This is a genomic window from Pseudomonadota bacterium, from assembly GCA_030859565.1.
In the GTDB taxonomy this organism is placed as follows: Bacteria; Pseudomonadota; Gammaproteobacteria; order JACCXJ01; family JACCXJ01; genus USCg-Taylor.
The window spans coordinates 1-23,583 of record JALZJW010000058.1; the positions used below are offsets into that span (position 1 = coordinate 1).

Annotated in this window: 23 protein-coding genes and 2 pseudogenes; 18 read left to right on the top strand and 7 right to left on the bottom strand. The window is 60.0% G+C overall.

The window, feature by feature from the left end; genetic code table 11:
- Positions 1–460: 460 nt before the first annotated feature.
- Positions 461–1,777: an alginate export family protein gene (locus M3436_10200; GenBank protein ID MDQ3564485.1), complete on the bottom strand. Its 1,317-nt coding sequence runs from the start codon at positions 1,775–1,777 to the stop codon at positions 461–463.
- Between the two features lie 213 nt (positions 1,778–1,990).
- On the opposite strand from M3436_10200, the gene M3436_10205 reads away from it, so the two are divergent.
- The 3 genes from M3436_10205 to M3436_10215 are packed head-to-tail and all read left to right on the top strand — an operon-like array spanning position 1,991 to position 4,550.
- A complete protein-coding gene (locus M3436_10205; GenBank protein MDQ3564486.1) occupies positions 1,991–2,632 on the top strand; it encodes a sigma-70 family RNA polymerase sigma factor in 642 nt (213 codons plus the stop codon).
- Between the two features lie 4 nt (positions 2,633–2,636).
- Positions 2,637–3,332, top strand: coding sequence for a zf-HC2 domain-containing protein (locus M3436_10210; protein ID MDQ3564487.1), 696 nt, complete (start codon positions 2,637–2,639; stop codon positions 3,330–3,332).
- Positions 3,333–3,338: 6 nt separating this feature from the next.
- On the top strand, positions 3,339–4,550 hold the full coding sequence (locus M3436_10215; protein MDQ3564488.1) for a S8 family serine peptidase: 1,212 nt from the start codon (positions 3,339–3,341) through the stop codon (positions 4,548–4,550).
- Between the two features lie 465 nt (positions 4,551–5,015).
- Here M3436_10215 and M3436_10220 read toward each other — a convergent pair whose 3' ends face one another.
- Positions 5,016–6,746, bottom strand: a complete 1,731-nt coding sequence (locus M3436_10220; GenBank protein MDQ3564489.1) for a hydrogenase maturation protein — start codon at positions 6,744–6,746, stop codon at positions 5,016–5,018.
- A gap of 525 nt (positions 6,747–7,271) precedes the next feature.
- On the opposite strand from M3436_10220, the gene M3436_10225 reads away from it, so the two are divergent.
- From M3436_10225 to M3436_10255, 7 genes are all read left to right on the top strand, one after another.
- Entirely contained in the window at positions 7,272–7,481 is a 210-nt protein-coding gene (locus M3436_10225) for a hypothetical protein (protein MDQ3564490.1), read from the top strand.
- 77 nt (positions 7,482–7,558) lie between these two features.
- Positions 7,559–8,254, top strand: coding sequence for a cytochrome c3 family protein (locus M3436_10230; protein ID MDQ3564491.1), 696 nt, complete (start codon positions 7,559–7,561; stop codon positions 8,252–8,254).
- Positions 8,238–9,131 (top strand): DUF3365 domain-containing protein, encoded by an 894-nt coding sequence (locus tag M3436_10235; GenBank protein ID MDQ3564492.1) that lies wholly within the window; start codon positions 8,238–8,240, stop codon positions 9,129–9,131. Before M3436_10230 ends, M3436_10235 begins: the two co-directional genes overlap by 17 nt.
- A 1-nt stretch (position 9,132) precedes the next feature.
- Positions 9,133–9,627, top strand: a complete 495-nt coding sequence (locus M3436_10240; protein ID MDQ3564493.1) for a hypothetical protein — start codon at positions 9,133–9,135, stop codon at positions 9,625–9,627.
- Between the two features lie 512 nt (positions 9,628–10,139).
- Complete coding sequence (locus M3436_10245; GenBank protein MDQ3564494.1) at positions 10,140–10,874, top strand: HEAT repeat domain-containing protein; 735 nt, start codon at positions 10,140–10,142, stop codon at positions 10,872–10,874.
- Between the two features lie 20 nt (positions 10,875–10,894).
- Positions 10,895–11,146 (top strand): hypothetical protein, encoded by a 252-nt coding sequence (locus tag M3436_10250; protein ID MDQ3564495.1) that lies wholly within the window; start codon positions 10,895–10,897, stop codon positions 11,144–11,146.
- Positions 11,147–11,279: 133 nt separating this feature from the next.
- On the top strand, positions 11,280–12,203 hold the full coding sequence (locus M3436_10255) for a hypothetical protein (GenBank protein ID MDQ3564496.1): 924 nt from the start codon (positions 11,280–11,282) through the stop codon (positions 12,201–12,203).
- A 122-nt stretch (positions 12,204–12,325) separates the two neighbouring features.
- Here the strand turns inward: M3436_10255 and M3436_10260 are convergent, their stop codons facing one another.
- The 5 genes from M3436_10260 to rraA form a co-directional block, all read right to left on the bottom strand.
- Positions 12,326–13,684, bottom strand: coding sequence for an ATP-binding protein (locus M3436_10260; GenBank protein ID MDQ3564497.1), 1,359 nt, complete (start codon positions 13,682–13,684; stop codon positions 12,326–12,328).
- A complete protein-coding gene (locus M3436_10265; protein MDQ3564498.1) occupies positions 13,656–14,348 on the bottom strand; it encodes a response regulator transcription factor in 693 nt (230 codons plus the stop codon). The genes M3436_10260 and M3436_10265 overlap by 29 nt, the downstream gene beginning before the upstream one ends.
- 22 nt (positions 14,349–14,370) lie before the next feature.
- Positions 14,371–14,637 (bottom strand): hypothetical protein, encoded by a 267-nt coding sequence (locus tag M3436_10270; GenBank protein ID MDQ3564499.1) that lies wholly within the window; start codon positions 14,635–14,637, stop codon positions 14,371–14,373.
- A 146-nt stretch (positions 14,638–14,783) separates the two neighbouring features.
- Positions 14,784–15,617 (bottom strand): carbon-nitrogen hydrolase family protein, encoded by an 834-nt coding sequence (locus M3436_10275; protein MDQ3564500.1) that lies wholly within the window; start codon positions 15,615–15,617, stop codon positions 14,784–14,786.
- 3 nt (positions 15,618–15,620) lie between these two features.
- Positions 15,621–16,100 (bottom strand): ribonuclease E activity regulator RraA, encoded by a 480-nt coding sequence (gene rraA / locus M3436_10280; GenBank protein MDQ3564501.1) that lies wholly within the window; start codon positions 16,098–16,100, stop codon positions 15,621–15,623.
- Positions 16,101–16,242: 142 nt separating this feature from the next.
- Here rraA and M3436_10285 point away from each other — a divergent pair, with 142 nt between their 5' ends.
- The 8 genes and pseudogenes from M3436_10285 to M3436_10320 all read left to right on the top strand — a co-directional run bounded on the left by M3436_10285 (position 16,243) and on the right by M3436_10320 (position 23,028).
- On the top strand, positions 16,243–17,379 hold the full coding sequence (locus M3436_10285; GenBank protein ID MDQ3564502.1) for an alpha/beta hydrolase: 1,137 nt from the start codon (positions 16,243–16,245) through the stop codon (positions 17,377–17,379).
- A 220-nt stretch (positions 17,380–17,599) separates the two neighbouring features.
- Positions 17,600–19,210, top strand: coding sequence for an RNA-directed DNA polymerase (locus M3436_10290; protein MDQ3564503.1), 1,611 nt, complete (start codon positions 17,600–17,602; stop codon positions 19,208–19,210).
- Entirely contained in the window at positions 19,192–19,926 is a 735-nt protein-coding gene (locus tag M3436_10295) for a hypothetical protein (GenBank protein MDQ3564504.1), read from the top strand. The genes M3436_10290 and M3436_10295 overlap by 19 nt, the downstream gene beginning before the upstream one ends.
- A gap of 283 nt (positions 19,927–20,209) precedes the next feature.
- Positions 20,210–20,476 (top strand): annotated as a pseudogene (locus M3436_10300) (DUF4160 domain-containing protein).
- Positions 20,477–20,483: 7 nt separating this feature from the next.
- The gene (locus M3436_10305) at positions 20,484–20,747 is read left to right on the top strand and encodes a DUF2442 domain-containing protein (protein ID MDQ3564505.1); all 264 of its coding nucleotides are present in this window, start codon (positions 20,484–20,486) and stop codon (positions 20,745–20,747) included.
- 340 nt (positions 20,748–21,087) lie between these two features.
- The gene (locus M3436_10310) at positions 21,088–21,177 is read left to right on the top strand and encodes a TonB-dependent receptor (GenBank protein ID MDQ3564506.1); all 90 of its coding nucleotides are present in this window, start codon (positions 21,088–21,090) and stop codon (positions 21,175–21,177) included.
- A 154-nt stretch (positions 21,178–21,331) separates the two neighbouring features.
- A pseudogene (locus M3436_10315) lies at positions 21,332–21,744 on the top strand (GDP-mannose 4,6-dehydratase).
- Between the two features lie 192 nt (positions 21,745–21,936).
- Positions 21,937–23,028 (top strand): glycosyltransferase family 4 protein, encoded by a 1,092-nt coding sequence (locus tag M3436_10320; protein MDQ3564507.1) that lies wholly within the window; start codon positions 21,937–21,939, stop codon positions 23,026–23,028.
- Positions 23,029–23,583: the final 555 nt, after the last annotated feature.

A 23,583-nucleotide genomic window follows, 5' to 3' on the forward strand; every position in this document is an offset into this window, starting at 1 on the left:
CATGTACTACGGTAATTGAAATGCGCTCAGACTCTGTGAGCGGTAATTGTGGAGGCGGAGATGAGGATGAAGCGCAGGGAATCGGTAGAGTTTTGGAAGCGCCATCTTGAGGGGTGGCGCAAAAGTGGTTTGATACAGGAAGCTTATCGCCACGAGCAGGGGGTGAGTTTTACGACGTTTGCTCGTCACCCCGCAGGTTCAGCAGTACATCACTTTTGAGGAAAAAGGGCGTTTTAAAAATCATATACGTCTCGAGGCTCGAGGCCCGCTGTCGAGGGGCACCGGCTGAGGCCCGCTTCGGGGCCGTGACGTTTGTTCACTGCTTTGGCTCCCTCGACCCCTCGATCGAAGAGGACCCATGCCTACCAAGACCTCGGGGATGAAGACGGCGCTGGCTCGCCCTTTTTAATACGCCGAAGACCATCAATTGGCGCAATCATGTTCACTATCAAATCCAGAGCTAAAATCGTAACTGCAGGTAGGCCCAGGTCTTAGATAAATCAAACGCCTGTCCATCGGCGCTGTTGCGAAGCACATTGATAGCATTGCGATCCGCCTCATAGTGGGAGTACTTGACGCCGGCCAGAAAACCCCTGCCGATCGGCCGCTCTAACACGACATCCCATTCGCGCCCGTAATCGTACCCCTCCCTATCGGCGTTAAAATCGTGATAAACCGCGATCAGAGTCGCTCCAAAGGCGTTTAGCTTCAGCGTGACAAAGAAGTCTTGGATACCATCACCCGGCGTGGTCAAAAAGCGATCCGCCCACCCCTGGAAGGCGTGATTGGTGCCCAAAGGCGTTTGAAACGCGGCGATCCCGCCGTCACCTTCCAACACCTCGTAGCCAACATTCAAGGCGACGGTTTGCAGTGGCCGGCCGAGGTTGTAGCTGACGCCCACCTCGCCGAGATAGTAATTGACATCGATGTCGTTTGAATTCTCAGCGTAATCGGACTGATGGGCGAATTCGCCGGCATAGGTCAGCGTAGCCTTTGGCGTTAAACCTTGATCTCCTTGCAAACGCAGGCCGAAGGTGGCCGTGGAAAAGCGCTCCGAGACGCGGCCATCGAAATCGAGCAGGTACGCGTACGCCTCAAGCTTTCCTAACGCGAGACCCGTATATTCGGCCCGCAACAAATGGCTGTCCATGGGGAAGTCGCTGCGATCGGGCAAGGGGTTATCCTCTCCGAAGATGGTGTTGACGTTCCACACATAATTATAGTCCAGGGCGGTGTGGGGAATGCTGAGGTTCAGGATCCGGAAGGCGTCAAAGGACTGCCAGTTTTGCCGCCAAAGCACGTTCCCCACGAAGCGATGCAGGGGCGCTTCTCGGTGGGTGATCTCCTGACGCCCCAGACGTAAGACGGTCTTTGGCAGGCCCTCGTAGCGAATATTGGCCTGATTGATCTCCGTGCCTTCCGGATCCACCACCAGCGCGTGATCGGTAACGCCGTTTGCACCTCCGTCGTTAAACGACTCCCTCCCCAGGGCGCGTACGTCTTCTAGCTGCAGGTACACTCCCAAGCCATAAAAACTCCCGGTATTGTAAGCGAGCGCCGTTCTTAAGGTGTTGGCATACGCGTCTTCGATGCCGGGTTTGCCATCGTCTACGTGTTCAAACCGGTAGCGCAAAAAGAGATCGAACTGGCCGGTGCTTAACGCATCAATGAGAGATCTCTCCCCATGGCATGGGCTAGATACCATAACCGCCATAGCGGCCAGCGTTAGGCAGAAGAACCAAGCAACGCCGCTAAGGCCTTTTTGCCCTGCTCCCATTTTCGCTTTCCCTAGTGGTTCGGCAGGTATTCTGTCAACCAGAAAGCTTCAGCGCAATGCGCGCTCTCGCATCGTGCCTATTTAACATTTCCGTGAAAACACCCGATGGTTTGAACCTTTCGTGCGAAATCGGGAAATACTGGGGAGAAGCTCAAACAGAACTTCGCGGCATGAGGTTTCTGGGTGCATGGTTTCGAGGCTGGAGAATAGCTCATGATTTTAGTAGCATGCAAGAATAACTCGGGCCTGGCAGGTAAGTACCCCAAGGTGACGGACTGCGACTTTCCCGGCGCAGAATCGGATGGCGCCTTGATGGCGCGCGTGGCCGCGCGGGACCGCCAAGCCTTTGAGGTGCTCTACCGCCGTTACGCGCCGATGCTAGGACGGTATCTTTTGAGGCTGCTGAAGAACCGCGAGCTTATCGAAGAGGCGCTAAACGATGTCATGTTGACCTTGTGGCTCAATGCCGGGCGCTTTGATTCCAGTTGTCGTTTGTCGAGCTGGCTCTTTGGCATTGCGCACAAGAAAGGTCTCAAGGCCCTTCAGCGCGCCTCGCGACATAGCGCTGGGCCCGATGGCGAACTTAAGCCGAGTTGCGAAGAGAATGTCTCGAACGACGTGTCGGATCACGAAACGCCGGAACAGGATCTGGACCGCCACGACCAGCGCCGAACGCTCGCCAAAGCGATCGCGGCTTTATCTGCCGAGCATCGCGCCGTGATCGAACTCACTTTCTTCCATGGGCTCCCCTACCAGGAGATCGCGGAGATCGTGGGGGCTCCGGTTAATACCATCAAAACACGGATGTTTCACGCGCGCCGGCGGCTGGCTGAAATCTTGACCGAACGAAGGTGAAGGCATGAGCAACGAAACCACATCGGCCTTAGGGAACGATCCCCATCGCCACATCATCGAGATCTTACCGTGGTATGCCAACGGAAGCTTAGATCCACGGGAAGCCATCGAAGTGGAAGCGCACCTTGCGGTCTGCCCTCGCTGCCAAAAAGAGTTGCAGTGGTGTCGAGACATCGCTCACAGCGTGCAAACCATGGACGATCCAGAGTGGGTTCCTTCTCCCAGCCACTTCGATAGCCTGATGGAAGAGGTCAACGCTTCTTCGTCGGCGCAAAGACTGGGCATGGCTTGGCGCGATAGGTTTAACCGGTTTGTCCGATCCATCAGGCAAAGCCCCGCGGAGATGCGCTGGATGCTAGCCATGCAGACAGTGGCCGTGGTCTTGCTCGCAGGAGCCCTGATTGTGCTCATGCCCTATAATCAGCCTGAGTACTATCAAACGCTTTCATCCCCAACAAAAGCGGATCCCACTGATGCCCCCCGAGTGCAGCTCGCCCTCAGCGAGGACACAAAAGAAAAAGAGATCCGCTCGCTGTTGCTCGCCATGCACGCCAGCATCGTGCAAGGTCCCAACTCGCTGGGGGTCTACGTCGTGGCGCTGCCAAAGCACTCGCCCTCGCAGCTGGCACAGGTGCTCGCCGAGCTGCGCGCCCATCCCAAGGTGCGGTTTGCGGAGCGCGCCGCCACAGCAACGCGGTGAAGAAGCGTGCGCGCTCGCAACGGTCTGTGGCTGTTGGGGTTTGCGTTGATGGTCGGTTGTGCGGGCCGGGCAGGGTTGATGTCACAGACCGCTGCCGAAGTCGCACCCAAACAACTGCGAGAACGGCAGCTCATCGTCACCCTGGCGGCAGAAGCCGAGTCGCACTGGCCGCTCTTCACGCGTGAACTGGGCGCGAACTACGGCCTGACGCTGGTCGGGGAATTCCCGCTTTCTTCCATCCGCGTGCAGTGCATCGTGTTTGAGGTCCCCTCGGGGAAACCACTGGATGCCGTGCTCGGCCAACTGGCCGCCGATCGGCGCGTGGAGTCGGTACAGCTCAACCAAGTCTTCGCGGGGCTGGGGCATACAGATCCCTATGCGCCCATGCAACACGGAGCCGAGTTCATTCGCGCCGATACCGCGCACGGTGTGAGCACCGGCCGCGGGGTCAGGATCGCTATCGTGGACACCGGCGTAGACAAGGGTCATCCCGATCTGCGCGGGCAGATCATGCAGGTGGCGAACTTCGTTGAAAATGGCGAGCAGTCGTTTGCGCGGGATCTGCACGGCACCGCCGTCGCCGGAATCATCGCGGCCAGGGCCGATAACGACATAGGGATCTTCGGCATCGCCCCCGAAGCGCAAATCCTCGCAGTGAAGGCGTGCTGGTATCCTGCGGGTGACACGCAGGCGGTCTGCAGCAGTTGGACCCTGGCCAAGGCCATCGACTTTGCGATAGCCACCAGCGCCCAGGTCGTAAACTTAAGCCTCACTGGGCCCGTCGACCGACTGTTGGGGCGACTCATTGAAGCCGCCACGGGCCGCGGAATAGTCGTGGTGGCGGCGGTGGCAGAACCGCAAGCACCCGGTCCGGGATTCCCCGCGTCCATGGAGAACGTCATCGCGGTGGGCGCAAGCGATGATAAAGGACGCATGCCTCCCCCTCAGCGGCGAGCGAACAAGGATATCCTCGCCGCTCCCGGTTTCGAGATCCTGACCACCGCTCCGCAGGACGGATATGATTTCTTGTCGGGAAGCTCCGTGGCGACCGCGCACGTGAGTGGTGTCATCGCCTTGCTATTGGAAAAACAACCCCGTCTGAAACCTGCGGAGATAGTCGGTTTATTGACCGCAGCCGGATCCGCTTCCGCGAATGAGAGCAGGATGGTCGATGCGTGTAGCGCATTAGCAAAACTAATGCAGCGTCCGAGCTGTTAGCCGCTGCGGACCCACGCTTACTCTTAAAGGTTCTAAAGAGCCCTTAGGGTCCAACGTAATCTGTTCACGCTTCAGTAGAGAGCGACACGATAGGTAAATTGCCTCAGGCCGCTTGTTCCGTAGGCTTGTGATGTAGCATCAGTCGAGATTCTGCGACCGCGAGCAACGCGTAAGTCCGCTCTTCGGGGTTGGCAAACTCAACTTCCAAAACCCGGGCGCAAGTACCTCCGCTCGACTTCGGAACGTGGCAGAGAGCCGCCCGAGATGCGTCCGGTGAGCACCTCCCCGTGCAGGGCCGCTAATAGGTGGCCCCTTTCCTCCCCTTTCTTCTCGAGTATGAGTTTGACCAGCGAGTGAGCTGGTAAGCGCCGTCCCAACCGTCCGGCCGGTCAAGGTGGCTTGCCGACCACCGGACGAAAGGTTTTTAATGATTCGGGTCAAAGGCCGGCGCGTGAGCAACTCCTTTTATCCGCTCGCTGACATTCGGTAATCCGGAAAGCTAAGCGTAACGGGTTTAATCACCGCTTTCGGCGGCATTGCGCCTTTATACACGAACCGCCGGCGCGCCTGGTGATAAGCGGGATCGTCGCCATAGAAATTCACTCGCATTTTTGTGAGCTCTTCGGCACGGTAAACGGCGAGAGGTTTGCGCCGCTCGTCTGCCAAGCGTTGTCGGTGCTTGCCCCGAAGGAAATCCCACTGCTTACCGGCGATGGCGCCGGCGCGGTTTCTCACCGCCCGTTCGAATTCCTCCACGTTGCCGTCGGTGACGGCATCGATAAATCCCATCTCTTTCGCGGTCTTTGTTCCCATCGGCAAACAGGCTTCGGTCAGCTCGATAGCCCGGTGCCACCCCACCCGCTTGGGCAAGCTATAGGTCCAGTATTCCGAGCCATAGAGCCCGCCCATGCCCTTATAATGGGGATTTAGCACGACGCCTTCGCGCGCCCAGACATAGTCGGCGGCAAGCGCCAACATCGCGCCCCCCGCCCCGGCATTCCCGCTGAGTGAGGCGATCACCACATGCGACAGAGTGTTCAAGATCTCATAGATCACGTCATCGATCGCATTGATGTTGCGCCAGGATTCCGCGGCGGGATCGTCCGCGGCCTCGATAACGTTGAGATGGATCCCGTTGGACCAGAAGTCACGCCCACCCATCAGAACGATGATTTGGGTCGGACGCGAGCGTGCAAAGAGGTACGCATCTCTTAACCGGTAGCACTGGTCGGTGTCCATCGCTCCATTGTAAAAATCGAAGTAGAGATAGCCGACCTGGTTCTGCTCGGTGTAGTAGATCTCGCGAAAAGTCGCCTGCTCCGCGGGAGGAACTATCGATACCGTCGACTCCGGTACGTTTTTCACGTGATCGCCAAGCACTTTAGCCGCCGGGAGCTTGAGTCCGGCGTAAGGCCCATGCGCTTTGGCCTTCAGGTGGGTAATCCAAACAGCGCCATCGTACGTACCTCGGCAGATCGCGCCGTGCCGTTGCGCTAGGATCTCCCCGGGTGCCCCGCTGAGGCGTTCCTCCTCGTGCGCGCCATAGAGAAAATAGTTCGCGTCAAATAGCGTATCGAGTACGCCCGGCGCGCTGTCCGCCGCTCGGATTTTCCGCATTACGGTTTCGGTCGAATCACAACACCAATCGATCATCCGATCAGTCTGGCGCATCATTGGTCGCAGACGTCCCCTCACATCGGGATGGCTGTAATTCAGGGACTCGGGCACGGAGTCTTTCGATGCAAACTTGGCCACCGCCTCCAGCACCCCGCGCACCGCTGCCTCGGTCACTTCATTGCGATAAAGCGTGCTTTTGGCGACGCCTCCCTTGGGTACCGGGAAGGTGTGTGAAGACCAGATCGGTCCGGCATCCATTTCCTCGGCTGCCTCGAGCACGGTAACGCCCCAGTACGGCTCGCCAGTCGCGATGGCCCAATCCAAGGACGACGGTCCGCGATCGCCTTTAATCCCCGGATGGACTATCAAACACGTATGCTTCGACCAGATGTCTCTCGGCACGGCGATCTTGAGCATGGGCGCTACGATTAATTCCGGCGCGTGCTCCGCTACGGCCTTGCGCATCGCGTTGTCGCTGGTTCCTACACAAACCGGCACGACATGCCCGCGTTTAGTCAACTCGATCAATAACCGCTGGCTTAGGCTGTTATGCGCCGATGTGATAAACAAGATCTTCATTGGACTTCTCATTGTGTCGGTGCTGTTTTAAGAACGGTTGTGTGTCTACGTGTGAATCCGCTCGCTGGGCTTCGGAACGTTAGCACGATGCTTTGCCACCTTGCCGTAGCGAGGGATGTTTAGGTTTTGTATCCACGTACGTATTTCCCCACCAGGATGACGAAGGTTCAATCCTGCCCCGCGATTGACATCGTATTTGGCAGATTTTTGTGGCGGGCGGGGCAGCCGGGCGCACTCTCAGCCTGCGCGTTGGGCTATAACCTTTCCTCTACTCTGGCAACCTACCAAGCATACGGGATGTGCAAACGGATCCGTGGGATGTTCATCGCTGTTATCTCCGCCTAGAGGCGTAAGCGCTGGTCCGCCCGCACGGTGGCTCTCAGAAATGAACCTTTTCCGGCGGCGCGGGAAATATAGATTCAAGGGGGATCGAATTCCCTAGCATGCGACGAGAGGGAGTTGTTCTCAACGCGATGCGATGGGCATGAAGCATGACCGCAACCGTCACTTGGAGGAGGTAGCCCCATGAACACTTACCCGAATCATCAGATGTCAAGCCCAGGCGAGAGGGAGCTGGTCCGGGTTCTCGCCTACCGCTACGGCGATGGGACCGTGTATTTGCCCAAGGGTATGCCCGGGATGCTCTTCCTCGCCTGCCAGGAGCTCGGTCTCATCTGCGCCGATGGGTTTATTACCCGGGCGGGTCGCGAGCTTGTCGCCAGGTATTCGTTATAAAAACGACACGTACTTCGTGAACGCGATCCGACGACAACGAGCGCAGAGAACGACAGATTGCGGCTGCACAGCGAATCATGCAACCCAAGGATCCAACTCGTCGCCGCCAGAACCTGGGCTATGCCATCGGCATCGCCGTGGGCCTAGTCTGTCTCGCCGTGTTCTTATGGCCCAGCCAGGAGCAGCTCCACGCCCTCGGGCCGATGAACACCGGGCATGAGAATTTCCGGTGCGAGTCCTGCCACGTTCCGGCACCGGGCACGACGCGTCAGCAGCTCCAGGCGACGGTGAAGTATTGGCTGGGCTGGCGCGAAACGCCGGTCGATTTCGGCCACCAGGATGTGAGCAATGCGGTGTGCCTCGGCTGCCATGAGCGCCCGAACGATCGGCATCCGGTGTATCGATTCCTGGAGCCGCGCTTCGCCAAGGCCCGCGAGCAGATCGAGCCGCAGCTATGCGTTTCTTGTCATCTGGAGCACCGGGGCCAGCGCGTGACCTTGACTGATACCGGCTACTGTAGCACCTGCCACAAGGAGACGACGCTCAAGCGCGATCCGATCGATATCCCGCACGAACGTTTGATCGCCGAGGATCGCTGGGAGACCTGTCTAGGCTGCCACGATTTCCACGGCAATCATCTGATGAAAACCAAGACACGGGTCGAGGAGGTCTGGCCGCAAGCGCAGCTACGCGTCTATTTCAGCGGGGGCCCGTCCCCATATCCCAAAGCGCTTCATCACCCGGCCGAGAGCGATCATGCCAAGCGCCGCTAACCGATCCTTTATCGTATACGTACTGATCCTCATCGCGCTCATCGCCTATCTCTTCGTGAGCGCGCCGCCGCCCCTCCCTGAAGCCAAGGCCGCCGGTGCGATCGTCCCTGTCGGGCGCGTGTTTGCGATCGTCGAGGCGGAGAACGACGTTGTCCGCGCGCTGTGGACGCAGGAGATCGTCGCCGCGGGCAAGAAGGTAGGGCTCAGGTTCGACGAAGACTGGCGGGAGGCGGGCGTCGAGGCCGGTCCGCTGCCCGCCCTGTTTTTACGCGAGACCGCCAAGAGCTTGGAAAAACATCCAGTTCAACTCAGCCTATTCCTGGGCTCAGACTTTCCGATTCGGGAGGCGAACCGCTTCGCTGGCCTACAGATGGAAAAGTTTCAGCGGATCAGGGCGACGGGCGAGCCGGAATTCTTCTTCGAGCCTAGCACCCGGATGCATAGCGCCATGTTTTCCGATACCGCTGTGGTCGAGGCGTGCATCAAGTGTCACAACGAGCACCCGCAGAGCCCCAAGAACGACTGGCGGCTCAATGAGGTGATGGGCGCGACGACCTGGATGTATCCGGCATCGGAAGTGACGCTCGAGGAGCTCATGCAGATCCTCCGCGCACTGCGCCAAGGCTTTCGCGAGGCCTACAGCGCCTATTTGGACAAGGCAAAGACTTTCTCGGCACCGCCCGCCATCGGCGAGCGCTGGCCGCGCGAGGGTTATTACCTGCCTGCTGTGGAAGTCTTCCTGGCGGAAGCGGCCAAACGCGCCTCGCACGAGACACTGGCCGCCATCCACGAGGCCCTCGAACCGAGCGCCAAGTCCGAGCCAGAGGCCCGGCGGGTAGCGGAGGCCCAGATTGCCGCGCCACCGTTCGGGGGCTGATATGCAACCGTCCGTCAAGACCAAACCTCTAAGAGCCTATTCCTACCTTGGGTTTCTCCTGCTCGCCGCGTACTTGGTCCAGGACTTCTTCAACCTCAAATGGGCCTGGCTCGTGACCCTGCAAACGGGAGAGACCTTCAAGCAGCTCACGGGACTGCTGCTCTTGAGCTACCTCGCGCACCAGTGGTATCTCTCCCGCCTGCGGCTCAAGGGGCGCGCTGAAGCGGCACGGGCAAGGCTCAGCCAGCATAAGACCTGGGGGGCGCTGGCGCCGCTGGTCTTCTACGTACATTCGCACAGCCTCGGGCATGCCTATCTCTTGCTCTTGAGCAGCGTGTACCTGAGCAACGTAGCGGTGGGGTTGCTCAATCACGAGGTCGTAAAGATACGCCACAGGTGGTTCCTGACCGGCTGGATGCTCGTGCATGTCTCGTTGGCCGTCGTGCTTTTGATCCTGGTCAGCTACCACGCCTTCATCGCGTTCTACTATCAATAGCTGGACATGGCACGCGCGATGTCCGACCAGCGCAAGCTTATTACTCCCCGGGGTACGGATAGGTCTCCTCTATAACGTTTCATCTACTCTGTTCAAGCTTCCAAGCATACGGGATGTGCAAACGTATCTTTGGGATATTCATGGTTCCTATTTCCTCCTAGAGTTGTAACCGCTGGTCCGTCCACACGGTGGCTCTCAGAAATGAACCTTTTCCGGCGGCGTGGGAAATATAGATTCAAGGGGAATCGAATTCCCTGGCATGCGACGAGAGAGTTGTTATCAACGCGATGCGATGGGCACTAAGCATGAAGAGAATGACACTAGCTAAAGCTCGGCTCCTTCGCCTTACAGTCCCGGCGATCCTCGCCACCTGGCTGGCGGCAGAAGCAGCGACGGAGGGTTCTCACGACCACCTTTCCGCGACGCTCAGGTCCGACCGTCCTAATGCCACGAGGGTGAACGTTAGCTTTCGAGATGGTCTGCTCAGTGTTGAGGCAAAGGCGGGAACATGGATGCAAGTGCTAAACGAGATTACAGAACAGACCGGGATCCGGTTTCACCACTCCTTGCCGTTCACGGGATTGGTGACCGTGTCCTTCGCGAACCTTCCAGTAAGGCAAGCCATAGAGCGCTTATTTGGTCCCGAGGCCGACTTCATGTTTCGTTACGACGGCACGGCATATTCTTCTTCCTCCCTCCCGAAGGAGGTGTGGGTACTTGGAAAGGTGCAAGGCGGAGGTTGGGGACAACAGAGTGCGCCCCCGAACAACGCCGGCGTTGACAGCAACCAGGCGCACGTGGGAACGGGTCGCGCAGATAAGGTTGCAGCCGCCGCGGAACCGCCAATGGATAAAGAGTTGATCGACGATTTGATCGCGATGAGCCGCGACGAAGATCCGGAGATGCGTCGTCAAGCCATCGCGGCCCTCACGGATAGCGGAACAGGCGACGAGGACGGCGCTGTCGTTACGGCTCTAGATGCAGCGCTGACAGATGAGGACGCCAGCGTGCGGGCTTATGGCGTGCAGGCTCTGGCCATGCGCGGAGGGCCCGAGGTGATGGGGCATTTATGGCGGGCCCTTCGGGACCCCGATGCCGAGGTTCGGATCATGGCCGTCGAGAATGCGAAATCACAGGATCAGGGGATCGCCCTGCTTCAAGAGGCGCTTTCTGATGTAAACGAGACCATTCGTTCCGTAGCCGCAGACCGGTTGAACCAAGAGCTACACCGGGTGGACACCGAATAACGGCAAGCAGGTGAAAGGACATGGCTCTCGCGGTGGTCAGGGACAAGGCCAGGAAACGTGGGATATCGACGAAATTGACAGGCTGTCGAAAACCGCGCTGGTTTGCGGCAGCCTGCAAGCGGCACAGGGAGGTAACCGCGTTTTTCAATCCGGCAACGATTGAAAAACAAAAGGGGAAAGCAAAAGACGCACTTTTGCTTTCCACGCTGAACAGTCCATCGAAGGACTACTTCAGCATTCTTGTTATGAAGTTAATTGTTAGCAATTGCTAACGGTAAGGAGTCTATCATGAAAGCGAATATGTTTAGAAATGTTGGTGCAGCAGTAGTACTGCTCGGCGGTGCGGTTGGCGCGTCTGTAGCGCGGACGGCGAACGGTGTGCTAGCAGGTCCGGCATCAAGCAGAATGAGCAACACAAGACTGGCCCGGTGGGCCGCATTCGCGGGGCTGGTGACGGCGTTGATCGGAGCACAGCTGACGACAGTGGCGATGGCCTCGAACGCGAGTACGGCGGACACGGCCACCGGTGTGCAGATCTACACCGGCGTGTCGGCCACGAGGCTTTCGGAAGCGCGGAAGCACGCAACCGCGGTCTGCCCGGACGGCAAGCGGGTGTTGGGCGGCGGCGCCCGGGTCGTGCGGGTGCTGGGCGGGAGCACGAACGGGAAGGTCTTCGTCAATTCCGCGCGGCCCACGAGTACGCTCACGTCGGGCGGCTTTGTCGACCGCTACCACGCCGCCGCGGTCGAGTTGGCGATTGGGTTTGGCTACGCGGATGACTGGTATCTCGTGGCGTACGCCGTCTGCGGCGATCCGATGGAGGGCCTGCGGATCGTCTCCAGGGGTAGCGACGAGCTGAGCAGCACCCAGCCGTTCGTCCGCAAGTCGCAGGTGTCCTGCCCGAGCGGCACGAAGGTGATCGGCACGGGCGGCTCGATCTCCGGCGGCGTCAACGAGGGTCGCGTTTCGCTGCGGCAGATCCGACCCAATCAGCAGGGCGCCTACGTGTTCGTCGAAGGCATCGCCTACCCCGGGTACCAAACCGACTTCGAGGTCTGGGCCTACGCCGTGTGCGCGAAGGCGCCGCTGGGTTGGCATGTGGCGATCGACGGCAACGACTTCAGCTTCGCGCAGGTGCAGAGGACGTCCGTCGCGTGCCCGTCGGGCGAGCAGGCGCTCGGCGCCGGCTTCACCAAGGGCGACAACCAGGGCCTGTCAAACATCGAGTACTTCTTCCCGTCGACGTCGAGGGTGTACCTCGGCGGCGGGGCGCGGTTGCCGCCCCAGCCATGGAACATCGCGGCCTGGGCGGTGTGCGTGACCCGTTAGCAAACCCCGATCCGATCGGCCCGTCGCTGCCATCTGGGCGCGGCGGGCCGATCGGTGTGCCGGGTGCGCATCGAAGTGAAAAGGGGACGGATTTATTTTTCAGGCTAGCTAAAGTAGCGAATCTACAGCCGTACACGCACTAGCGCCCCGCCGCGTTCGGCACGGCTGAACTCCAGCGTGCCTCCGTAGACCTGCTCCACGATCTCCCGCACCACGGCGAGCCCGATGCCGTGGCCAGCGACCGTCTGGTCGCCGCGTACCCCGCGCTGGCTGATGAGTGCGTATAGATTCTCCGGGATCCCCGGTCCGTCATCCTCTACTTCCAGCACCAACCCCGGCCGCTCGCCGTTTACCGTAACACGCAGCGCCACTTCCCGCCGCGCCCACTTACAGGCGTTGTCCAGGAGATTTCCGAGCACCTCCAAGAGATCGCTTTCATCCCCATGGAACACGGTCGTGGAATCCAAAGAGAAATCGAAACGCAGCGCCTTTCCGGCGTATACCTTGGCGAATGACTGCTGGAGCTTGTGCACCAGCGGTGCGACCGCCACGGGCGCCGCGAGCACCGTCCGTCCCGAGGCCGCGGCGCGCTGAAGTTGGTAATCCACGGCCTTGTTGATTCTCTCGACTTGTTCTTGCAGCGTCTCCTGAAATCCTTTCCCCCTCTCGCGTTCCTCCACGGCGCCGCGAATGACCGCGAGCGGCGTCTTTAGACTATGGGCCAGATCGGCCAATGCATTGCGGTAGCGCTCGAGGTGAGCGCTGCGATTCCTTAAGAAGGTATTCAAGCTCTCCGTTAGAAGCCGCAGTTCCCTCGGGTAGGCGGAGCTGAGCTCGTCCCTGCGCCCGGCCTCGATCTCCGCTACCTCCAAGGCGACGCGGCGCAGCGGCGCGAGTCCCCAGCGCCAGATGAAACCTTGAACGCCGAGGAGCACGAGCGCGGCCCCGAGCAGCCAAGCCCAGAGACTGCGCCGGAAACCGCCCACCAGGGCATTGAACCGCTCCGTGCTCTCGGCAACGTAGAACGTATAGCCGTAACGCTTCCGCGGAGTGGCTTCCCAGACCACGCCGAGACCCAGAGAAAAGAATCGCGCTCCCTCCGAGCTCGCCAGCTCATGGAACGCTGGCTCCCCGGTGCGGTAGATGGCTGCAAACGGCAAGCTCAACCCGAGTATCGAGCGGGAACGCCAGACCACGTCCCCCGCGGCGTCATTCACCTGGGCATACAAGCCCGAACCCGGGGTGTCGAGGCGGACCTCCGGAAGCCGCTTGGGAACAGCCAATTTATCGCTGTCATCGAGCTCGGCGGCGGCAAGCAGGGAGTAGATCTGAACCTTCAGTTGCTCGCGGACGGCGGCCAGCGCGCTCTCCCGAAAAGCCCCATCCAAGGTCAGTCCGGTGAGTCCCAGGAAGGCCGCGAGCACGACGCTCGCGGCAATCAGGAGCCGGGTATTAAGCGAGAGCCCGCCTGCTCGGTTCAAGGTTGAATCTGTAACCGCGGCCGCGCAAGGTCTCGATGGGCTGCAGCACCCGGTCGGGGTCGAGCTTCTTGCGCAACCGCGCCACCAGCACCTCGAGCACGTTGCTGTCGCGGTCTGACTCCTCCTCGTAGATGTGATCGCTAAGCTCGGACTTGGAGATCACCTCGCCCGCGTGCAACATCAGGTACTCCAAGACTTTATATTCGAAGGCCGTGAGCTCTACAGGCGCACCGTCGACCTGCACGGATTGACTCGCCGTGTTCAATGCGACCGGGCCGCACTCCAGAAACGGCGTGGCCCACCCCTTGGAGCGGCGGATTAGGGCCTGCAAGCGCGCGAGCAGCTCTTCGAATTGGAACGGCTTAACCAGATAGTCGTCCGCCCCCGTATCCAGGCCTTCCACCTTTTCTTGCCAGCGCCCTCGCGCCGTGAGTATCAAGATGGGAAAGGTGCGGCCGGCGGCCCGCCAGCGCCGGATCACATCGATACCGGATAACTTCGGGAGACCGAGGTCAACGAGCGCCGCATCGATGGGAAACTCGCCGCCCATATACAACGCTTCTTGACCATCGCGCGCGATATCGACGGCGTAGCCCTCGACGCGCAGCCGCTCCGCCACCTGATCGCTCAAGATCCGCTCGTCTTCGACTAAGAGCAATCGCATCGGAAGAACTTGATTGCAACCCTTAGCGTACGTCGCCGGTGCGCGGATCGACTTTTATCTCGTACACACGGCCGTCGGGAGACAGCACCTTGACACTGTGGCGATTACGCCCCGGCCGCACCCCGAGCACCCGCCCCCCAGACTTTTGGCGGGCGATGGATGCCGCCTCGTCCGGGTCGATCCGAGATCGCTCGCCACCGCCACGGAACCGCTCCCGATTGCGTCCCTCGTGTTCCGCGCTCGCTGCCTGAGGCAGGGCGATCAGGCAGCCGAGCAACACCGCGCTCACGGCGCCCCCGCATCGCGACCGCGGAAAATGAACTTTCAACATAGCGCGCACCCGGGTTAGCGGGCTGGCCAACCTATGTCCATTCGTCATCACCAACGCAAGTTTACCGAGAGCTGCTTAACCTCTGCTTAACGATGCGCCAAACCTTAAAGCGCATCCGGTTCCGGACCGGTAAAGCCACGGTCATGCTGCAACGCCGGGATCATCCGCCTGGCCTCCTCGACCTTCGCGAAGTCAACCTCGGCAATGACAAATCCAGATTCGTCACCGCCGTCGGCTAGTATCCGCCCCCAGGGGTCCACGATCAACGAATGCCCGTAGGTGGCCCGGCCGCTGCGCCGGATACCGCACTGACCCGGTGCGAAGACATAACTCCCGGTCTCTATAGCGCGGGCCCGTTGCAGCACGTGCCAGTGCGCCTGCCCGGTGGTGCGCGTAAAGGCCGCGGGGATCGCGAGATACCGTGCCCCTGCTTGGGCAAGCGCCCGGTAGAGGTGCGCGAAACGCAAATCGTAACACACCGACAGCCCGATCCCGCCCCACGGCGTGGGTGCCACCACGGCCCGATCCCCGGGCTCGACGGTGGCGGATTCCCGGTAGCTTTCCCCCGACTTAAGATTCACATCAAAGAGATGAAGCTTATTGTATGCGGCGACGACGCGCCCGCTATCATCGAGCAAATACAAGCGGTTGCTGATCTTCCCCGAGGGGAGCTTGATCGCCAAGGAGCCCATCAAGATCCAGGCGCCGAGTTCGCGCGCCAAATCCCTGAAGTGCGGCATCGCGGGGTGCGATTCTTCCGTATGGGCTTGTGCCAGCAAGCGGGCATCGTTGACTTGGATCAAGGAAAAATTCTCCGGCAAGCAGATGAGATCGGCACCCGCCTGGCGCGCCGAGCGCACCAGCTCCGTCGCCATCGCGATGTTTTCGGCCTCATCGTCGTCGGCGCAGTTCTGGATACAGGCGACTTTAAATTTCATGGATCACGCCAGGGATTGTTCCGAGATCAAGACCCCGTCTTCGTCGGCATACAGAAACCAGCCCGGGGCGAAGGTGACCCCCGCGAACTGCACCGGGATGTCGCGATCCCCAGCGCCCTGCTTGACGCTCTTGCGCGGATTGGTGTTCACCGCCTTGATCCCGATCGGGATCGTCGCGATGGCAGCGGCATCGCGTATGCACCCATAGACCACGAGCCCGGCCCAGCCGTTCCGGCTTGCCAGCTCCGCCAGCTTGTCGCCGACCAGCGCGCAGCGGAGCGATCCGCCGCCATCGACGACCAACACCTTGCCGGTGCCGGGCTCCTCGAGCGCCGCGCGTACCAGACTATTGTCCTCTAAGACCTTGACGGTCGCGATGGGGCCGGAAAACCGTCGCTTGCCCCCATAGTCGGACAACATGGGCTCTAGCACCTGGACCCGGTGTTCGTGTTGATCGTAGAGATCGGCGGTCGCAACGCTCATAATCGCTCCGTCGTGATTTTAGCTCCTTATACTAACCCATCACCGGTCGAAGCGAGACCATGATCACCCGCGCAACACCGACCGAGCCGGCGTGCTGGAAATGCGGCGCCGTGCGGCTCACGCGCCGGGGACATCGTCCTCCATGAGCGCAAGCTCAGCGCGCCGCTGGCTCCTCGGGGTCCTCCTGGGATCGGCCATCGCATTGGCCGTGGTCTACGCGCGTAATCTCTGCCAGGGTTACGAGGCCTTGCTGACCCTCCTCGATCTCGTTCACCAACCACCGGCGGCGGCGATCGACATCCGTCCTGTCGCACTGCGCACACCTCTCACCTTCGCGGTTGAGGAACGTCACTATCGGGCGGATCTCTACCGCACGGCCGATCCGGTGCTCGCGGGGATAGTTTTCGTCCCCGGTGCGGCCGCCGAGGGCAAGGAGGATGCGCGCGCCATCCACTTTGCGACCACCCTGGCACGTGCGCGCTTCGCGGTGTTGGTACCCGACATCGTCGCCTTGCGCGAGCTAAAGCTGCTACCCGAAAGCCGCCGCGACGTGGCCGACGCCGTCACCTATCTGCGCTCCCGGAAAGAGCTGACGCCCGCGGGCCGTGCGGGTATCCTGACAACGAGTGTCGCCGTCGGACCCGCGCTTTTGGCCTTGCTCGACTCCTCCTTGTCGCGGCGGGTACGGTTTCTTGTTTCCGTCGGCGGCTATTTCGATCTGCCGCGCATACTGACCTATTTCACGACCGGTCACTATGACGCTTATGGCCTTTCGTTAAGGAATAAGCCTCATGAATACGGGAAATGGGTCTACGCGCTCAGCAACGCCTCGCGTCTCGAAAATGCCCGCGAACGCTATCTCCTCGGCAAGCTGGCGCGGCGGAAATTAGAAAATCCCGAGGCGGAGGTCAATGATCTCCTGGCCTCTCTCAGTACCGAGGCCCGCCAAGTCTACGATTTCATCGTGAACCGGGACCCCGCGCGCAGCGCGCGTCTGCTGAGCCGGTTTCCTCCGGCGTTACGCCGGGATCTCGAGCAACTTAATCTCGCCGTGCACGATCTCTCGGGAATCGAGACCCGATTCATTTTCGTCCACGGCCTCGACGATTCGATGATTCCCTACAGCGAGAGCGTGGCCTTGGCCGCGGCCCTCCCCGCGGGACAGAGCCAGATCTTCCTCCCCCGCGGCCTGGTGCACGTCGATGTGGCGCCCGATGCAATGGACGGAGTGCGCATGTGGAGCGCGATCTACGCGCTGCTCTCCGAGCGTTACTTGTAACGATCCGCAGGAAGCACGCACCGCCATCAGCGTCTTGTTGGTATGGCTACGACATAACAACTAGCCCGCATAGACAGCTATGTGTTAATAGGGATGTTATCCAGGTGGAAGATGCTCGTCAAAACAAGGGCTTATTGTCACTAGACAGGCGCTGTGATATCAATGCGCAGGATGATATCTGGAAATCATCTAATCAATAGTCGGCCAGGCGAACCTCTGAATGGCCGTCACCGAGCGTAGCCTTCGGTTCGCCGTGCGGATCATCGCCCGCCACGGTGACACAGATGTCTTTCCCTTTCCGTTAGAGAATCACTGGTTCCACGATGACGAGGACGGTGTCGTCGCGCTCCTTGGCTCCATGGACCGAGATTTCGACTCATGGTTGAGAGATTACCCTGTCGTTTTCGTCAAGCTGCTGGCTGGGGTAGGGTACGCGGGGTTCCGCGCGGCGACCCAAATCGATCCCCTCTGGAACGCCTACCTTCTTTCGTTGGTGATCGAGATAGCGCCGGACATCGAGGATGCCAGGGTCCCACCGGATCGCAATGTGGTCTTCTCCTATCGATATAACCCAAGCGAAGAGAAGAGCACTCTATTCGATCCGGACCTCGGGTGGAGGCAGTTCCACACGAGCGCCATCGCGGTAGCTGAGTCGGCGGACGTTGTGGTGTCTACCGACATCTCCGATTTCTACCCGCGCGTCTACCACCATCGACTTGAGAACGCGCTGAGGCAGGCGACCACCAACACAGAAGTCGTTCGCCGAATCATGGAGATATTGGAGCGTCTGTCCTCCGGAACCTCCTACGGTCTACCAGTTGGTGGGCATGCCGCTCGTATCCTCGCCGACCTCCTTCTGAATCGCGTGGACCGGCTCCTACTCGCCCAGCAGATTCGATTCTGCCGGTTCGTGGATGACTATTGTCTGTTCGCGATGTCGCGAGAGAAGGCGCAGGCGCACCTCGTGTTCTTGTCCGAAAGTTTGCTCGCGAACGAGGGCCTTACACTTTCGAGGTCGAAAACACGGTTCATGACCCGCGCCGAATTCTTGCGCTCGTCGCCGTTTGCCGAGCCAGCGGCTGCAGACTCGGAAGAGGAGTCCGAAGCTCGCGGCTTTCTCCGGCTGCGACTCAGGTTCGATCCGTATTCGCCGACCGCTGAGGAAGACTACGGGCGTCTCGCCGCTGATATCGAGAAGTTCGACGTAACGAGGATGCTGGCCCGGGAACTTCGTAAGAGCCGCATTGACGAAGTTCTCGTGCGTCAACTTGTCAAGTCCCTTCGCTTCATGGGTCGAGATGTCAGGGATGGCGCCGTGGTGTCGCTCCTACGGAACTTTGAAATTCTGTATCCGGTGTTCCCAACGGTCGCGATCCTTCTGAAGGGGGTGTTGGCTGACCTTTCTGATGGTGCACGGCGCGAGCTGTTCGATGCTCTTCGCAGCTTGGTTCGAAGGGACTCCCACATTACCCTCGTGCCCACGAATCTCGCCTATGCCGTTCGCCTCATGGCCCACGATCGGTCGGAGGAAACGGACGCTATCTTCGTCGACCTGCACGGCCGGACAAGGACGGACATGATGGTCAAGAGGGACATCGTCCTGGCCATGACAGCCCGGCGGGCAGACTATTGGCTCTCGGATCTGATCAAGCGGTTTTCTGTGCTGATACCCTGGGAGAGACGGGCGCTGCTCCCAGCGTCATACGTCTTGGGGGATGAGGGCAGGCATTGGCGCGAGCGCGTGCGCGATGAGCTGTCGCAGGTCGATCGAGGCTTCATGCAGTGGGTCGGCACCAAGAATAGCGGCAAGAGTTGGGACGTACCTCTGTGATTTCGGAAAAGCAGTTTGCGGCCTCGCACACGGCGTTCTGGCACCAGCTTCTGCCGATGGCCGAGGAATACGTGAGAACACGAAACCGTTCTCTCGGACGCTTCGCGCCGCCACTGGTATCGAACCTGCCGCCTGAGACCCGCGGAGTAGTAAACGAGGTGGGCTTTCGACTGTTCGTTGCATCGCTTCGCTTCAACCGCAGCGTTCGCTCGGTTCCGAAGAGAGTCGCTGATTCGTGCATCCAAGATGGCCTGCGCCATATTCGGGCGCTAAGAGAACACGGCCGCACGGCGGTGCCTCCACCTAAGAGCGAGGGAGTGCATGAGGCACGTGTGCTGGCTCAGCGGCTGGTGGAGTTCTTCGATCGGGCCACGACGTCAACCTTGCAACCGTTCCCGCGCTACCAAGGCTGCGGGTGGATTGACAGCTGCGCCGGTGATGTATTCGCGGAGGGAACCTTGTTCGAGGTCAAGGCTGGCGAGCGACGTTTTCGCACACTCGATCTCCGCCAACTGCTGATCTACAGCGCTCTGGACTTCGCGGGAAAGACGATCGGGGTGGTTAAGGTGTGCCTAGTAAATCCCAGGATCGGTTTGTTCCTGCACGAACCGTTGGAGAAGCTCTGTCAGGATCTTGCAGGCCGACCGGCGACCGAAGTCCTCGGGGAGATCGTAGAGTATGCGTCAGAACCACTCGATCGTTATGTTGCTGGCTAATCAGGGCTGCTAAACCTTCCTCCCACACCACCACGGCGTGCGGGTCCGCATCGGGCGGTTCACAAAAGCGGGGTATTAAGGGACAGACCATGGACAGACCAGAATGGCACTTACTTAAGAGAAAATCCGGCAAAACCGTCATTCCGGCCGGCGCGAAGCGGCGAGCCGGAATCCAGTCATTCGTATACCTTCCTGGATTCCCGCCTCCGCGGGAATGACGGAAATCTTGGACTCCCGCCTTAAGTAAGTGCCATGCGGGACAGAACACGATTTTTACAGAGCCATGCCCATCATCTCAATGTTTTATGGGATCATTATCCGCATGTATCTCGTCGACAAACATCATCACAATCTGCCGTACATTCATGCCAAGTATGCGTAATGTGAAGCTTCCATCGGCATTGCAGACGGCGAGATACTGGCAGGAGAGTTGCCCCGCAAGCAATTGCGGCTGGCGCAGGCGTGGGTAGAGCTTCACCACGATGAGCTGATGGCCGATTGGGAGTTGGCTGTCGGTGGTGAATCCCCCTACAAGATTGCCCCCCTGTGAGGTTGCCATGTATTGGGATGTCAAGACTGCCAAACCCTTACCCAACTACCGAATCTACGTGGAAATCGAGGATGGGCGCAAGGGTATATTTGATCTGAAGCCCTATCTCGATCGAGGCGTCTTCCGTGAACTCAGAAATGTGCATTACTTCAATCAGGTTAGCATCCTGTTTGGCGCGGTGACGTGGCCAAACGAACAGGACATTGCGCCCGAAACCCTGCTTGCGGAAATGCTTCCCCTGGAACAGACAAGCTCGCCTAAAGAAGTATAAGAGACAGACTACGATAATGTGCCGGAAGGTGATTGGCCACGTCTTGAAAGAGGAACATGTTGCGTGCCCCTGCGGTGCTTGCGGATGCACCAATCCAGGTAAGGCCGCTTGCAAGCGATACCTTCGGTAATCAGGCAGATGATAACCGGAGCCGTGAAGGTAGGGGCATTCTACGATACGACAGTCGCCCCACGCCTTGAACCGGACATTCGGCGCTACGCGTGCTGACAACCGCACGCCAAGCGCCCCGGTGCGCCACAGGCGCATTGTCCACAAGAGCGGCCGGTTCGCTAACACCGTGCCTATCGGCGAGTCTGAGTCCTCTCAAACCGAGGATGCGGTGACACCCCGCTTTGCCCTCTTGTGGCGGCCCCTCCCTGAGCTAAGACTCTTCGGCAGTTACGCCGAGAATTTCGGGCTGTCCAAGTAGCCTACCGGCGGTCCTTTGTCAAGAGATCGTCTTAGCCCCATGAGGGGGCTCGGTGCATCGCAAGTTGACGCGGCCGGGGTTGGAGTTCCTATAATTCCGACCCTGGACGATGTGGTGTGGAAACATCGGGGCGACCATTGAGCGGGGAGGGAGGATGAAAAAGGCGTTGATCACGGGGGTGACCGGCCAAGAAGGCGCCTATCTGTCGGAGTTTTTGCTGGGCAAGGGGTACACTGTTCACGGCGTCAAGCGCCGGGTGTCGCTGTTCCACACCCATCGCATCGATCACCTGTACCAGGACCCCCACGCGCCCGCCCTGCGCTTCATCCAGCAGGTGCAGCCGGACGAGATCTACAACCTGGCCGCGCAGAGCCATGTGGCGGTGTCCTTCGAGACTCCCGAGTACACGGCCAACGCCGACGCGCTCCGGCTCCTGGAGGCGATCCGGGTGCTCGGGCTGGATCATCCAAGTACGCTTCTCAGGCCTCGACCGCCGAGTTGTACGGCAAGGTGCAGGAGGTCCCGCAGCGCGAGAGCACCCCCTTCTACCCGCGCTCCCCCTATGCCGCCGGTTTCGGCGACGTTTCTGAAATACTATGTGCTGCGGCGGCATTTCACCGACGGGTTGATGGGGTTTCAGTCGTCGATGATCGGTGCCTATTCGCGCTTTGCCCGCATCGCACGCATGCTCGAGGCGCCGCAACGGCCCGTTCAGACGGCGGCGAGCGCTGACGCTCTCAACGAGCGCGCCAAGGCCCCATGATCCTCATCACGACGCAATGCTTTCCGCCCGACCGCGGCGGCATCGAAATGCTGATGGGCGGGCTTGCGGACGCGGTCCACGGCAGCGATGAAGCGGTTGCCGTTTACGCCGATCGTGCGCACACGGACGCGGCGGACCCTGCGCCGTACGCTGTGAAGCGCTTCGGCGGGTTCAAGCCGTTGCGGCGGCAGCTTAAGGCTTATGCAGTTGCCAACGCCGTTCGCGCGCAGAATGTGAAAGGCTTGTTCGCCGACTCGTGGAAGAGCGTCGAACTGCTTCCGACATTATCGGCACCGATTGCCGTGCTTGCGCACGGCATGGAGTTTCCCGCTGCGCCGTCGGCAAGCAAGAGGGCGCGCATCGTAAACGCGTTGGCGAAGGCGCACACACTCATCGCGAATTCGGCTTACACAGCGTCCCTGGCGAGGCCGTATCTCAGCGACGGCGACCGGCGCTTGCGCGTGATCAATCCGCCAATCGGTCCGCAGCTCGCGCCCGGCGAAGCAGCGCTGACGAAGGTTCGCGATATCATCGCAGGGCGCGGCCCAGTGCTGCTGACCTTGGCGCGGCTCGAACCGCGCAAGGGCGTCGATATGGTGATCCGCACCATGCCGGACATTCTGAAGATCTATCCGAATGCCGTGTTCGTGGTCGCCAGCGGCGGCGATGATCGCGCGCGACTTGATCAGATCGCCGCTGAAAAAGCCGTCATGCAAAGCATCCGTTTCACCGGACCTGTCGACGGCGAGATGAAGGCGGCCTTGTTTGCCTCGGCCGATGTGTTCGTGATGCCGACCCGGCGCGAAGGCGACTCCGTCGAAGGCTTCGGCATCGCTTTTGTCGAGGCGGGTTGGTACGGCGTTCCCGCGCTCGCTGGACGCGACGGGGGTGCGTCCGATGCGGTGCAAGATGGGCAAACGGGATTGCTTTGTCATGCGACCGATCAAGCCGATGTTTGGCGGCAGATCGAGCGCCTGTTGGGCGACAGCGCGTTGAGGCACCGCCTCGGGGCGGCGGCCTCTCAGCGCGCGCGTGGCGAGCTGCAGTGGGCGAACGCGATCAATCGGTATCTGGACGCTTTGCGATAAGATCGCGATAAACCTTGAGCGTTGCGATGCACATGGCGTCGACCGTGTATGTGAAGCACGCATAGGCGGAAGGGACGTGCGTGCTTGCGCTCTACGAAGGCGGTATAGTGAGCCGATGCGACGGCAAACCCTGAGTGTTCGTTCACGAACTCAAGCGCACCCGCGGATTCGAAGCTGAGTTAGTGAACATCACGTGTTCGGCGCTGCATATTCGTAATCCGCGGGCGCATGTCCCGCTTTCACTGGCAGCTACCTGCCAGCCGTGTTCAGTATCACTGAAAGCAGGACGGAGTACCGATATCGACGCTTAGGCGGCGCTTGGGTGAGATGGGTTATCAGAAAGTGACGCGAGAGTTCAGTCCGGAAGTTATCATACGACGCTACCAACAACTCTACATGCAGCTTATCGAAAAATCGCGGTGACCCGCCTAGCCCGCATTTCTCACCAATGTGTCGATACATGAGCTAAAGGCATTGATGAGGACATCAGAAAAGAAGACCGCTTGAATTAGCCGCTGCGGTCGAGACGCCAACAGGACAAATCGAGTAACTCAT

Excerpts from the sequence above, each read along its gene's own strand:
- M3436_10200 (MDQ3564485.1), bottom strand. The coding sequence starts at position 1,777 with ATGGGAGCAGGGCAAAAAGGCCTTAGCGGCGTTGCTTGGTTCTTCTGC.
- M3436_10205 (MDQ3564486.1), top strand. The coding sequence starts at position 1,991 with ATGATTTTAGTAGCATGCAAGAATAACTCGGGCCTGGCAGGTAAGTAC.
- M3436_10210 (MDQ3564487.1), top strand. The coding sequence starts at position 2,637 with ATGAGCAACGAAACCACATCGGCCTTAGGGAACGATCCCCATCGCCAC.
- M3436_10220 (MDQ3564489.1), bottom strand. The coding sequence starts at position 6,746 with ATGAAGATCTTGTTTATCACATCGGCGCATAACAGCCTAAGCCAGCGG.
- M3436_10225 (MDQ3564490.1), top strand. The coding sequence starts at position 7,272 with ATGAACACTTACCCGAATCATCAGATGTCAAGCCCAGGCGAGAGGGAG.
- M3436_10230 (MDQ3564491.1), top strand. The coding sequence starts at position 7,559 with ATGCAACCCAAGGATCCAACTCGTCGCCGCCAGAACCTGGGCTATGCC.
- M3436_10235 (MDQ3564492.1), top strand. The coding sequence starts at position 8,238 with ATGCCAAGCGCCGCTAACCGATCCTTTATCGTATACGTACTGATCCTC.
- M3436_10240 (MDQ3564493.1), top strand. The coding sequence starts at position 9,133 with ATGCAACCGTCCGTCAAGACCAAACCTCTAAGAGCCTATTCCTACCTT.
- M3436_10245 (MDQ3564494.1), top strand. The coding sequence starts at position 10,140 with ATGCAAGTGCTAAACGAGATTACAGAACAGACCGGGATCCGGTTTCAC.
- M3436_10250 (MDQ3564495.1), top strand. The coding sequence starts at position 10,895 with ATGGCTCTCGCGGTGGTCAGGGACAAGGCCAGGAAACGTGGGATATCG.
- M3436_10255 (MDQ3564496.1), top strand. The coding sequence starts at position 11,280 with ATGAGCAACACAAGACTGGCCCGGTGGGCCGCATTCGCGGGGCTGGTG.
- M3436_10265 (MDQ3564498.1), bottom strand. The coding sequence starts at position 14,348 with ATGCGATTGCTCTTAGTCGAAGACGAGCGGATCTTGAGCGATCAGGTG.
- M3436_10275 (MDQ3564500.1), bottom strand. The coding sequence starts at position 15,617 with ATGAAATTTAAAGTCGCCTGTATCCAGAACTGCGCCGACGACGATGAG.
- rraA (MDQ3564501.1), bottom strand. The coding sequence starts at position 16,100 with ATGAGCGTTGCGACCGCCGATCTCTACGATCAACACGAACACCGGGTC.
- M3436_10285 (MDQ3564502.1), top strand. The coding sequence starts at position 16,243 with ATGAGCGCAAGCTCAGCGCGCCGCTGGCTCCTCGGGGTCCTCCTGGGA.
- M3436_10290 (MDQ3564503.1), top strand. The coding sequence starts at position 17,600 with ATGGCCGTCACCGAGCGTAGCCTTCGGTTCGCCGTGCGGATCATCGCC.
- M3436_10305 (MDQ3564505.1), top strand. The coding sequence starts at position 20,484 with ATGTATTGGGATGTCAAGACTGCCAAACCCTTACCCAACTACCGAATC.
- M3436_10320 (MDQ3564507.1), top strand. The coding sequence starts at position 21,937 with ATGATCCTCATCACGACGCAATGCTTTCCGCCCGACCGCGGCGGCATC.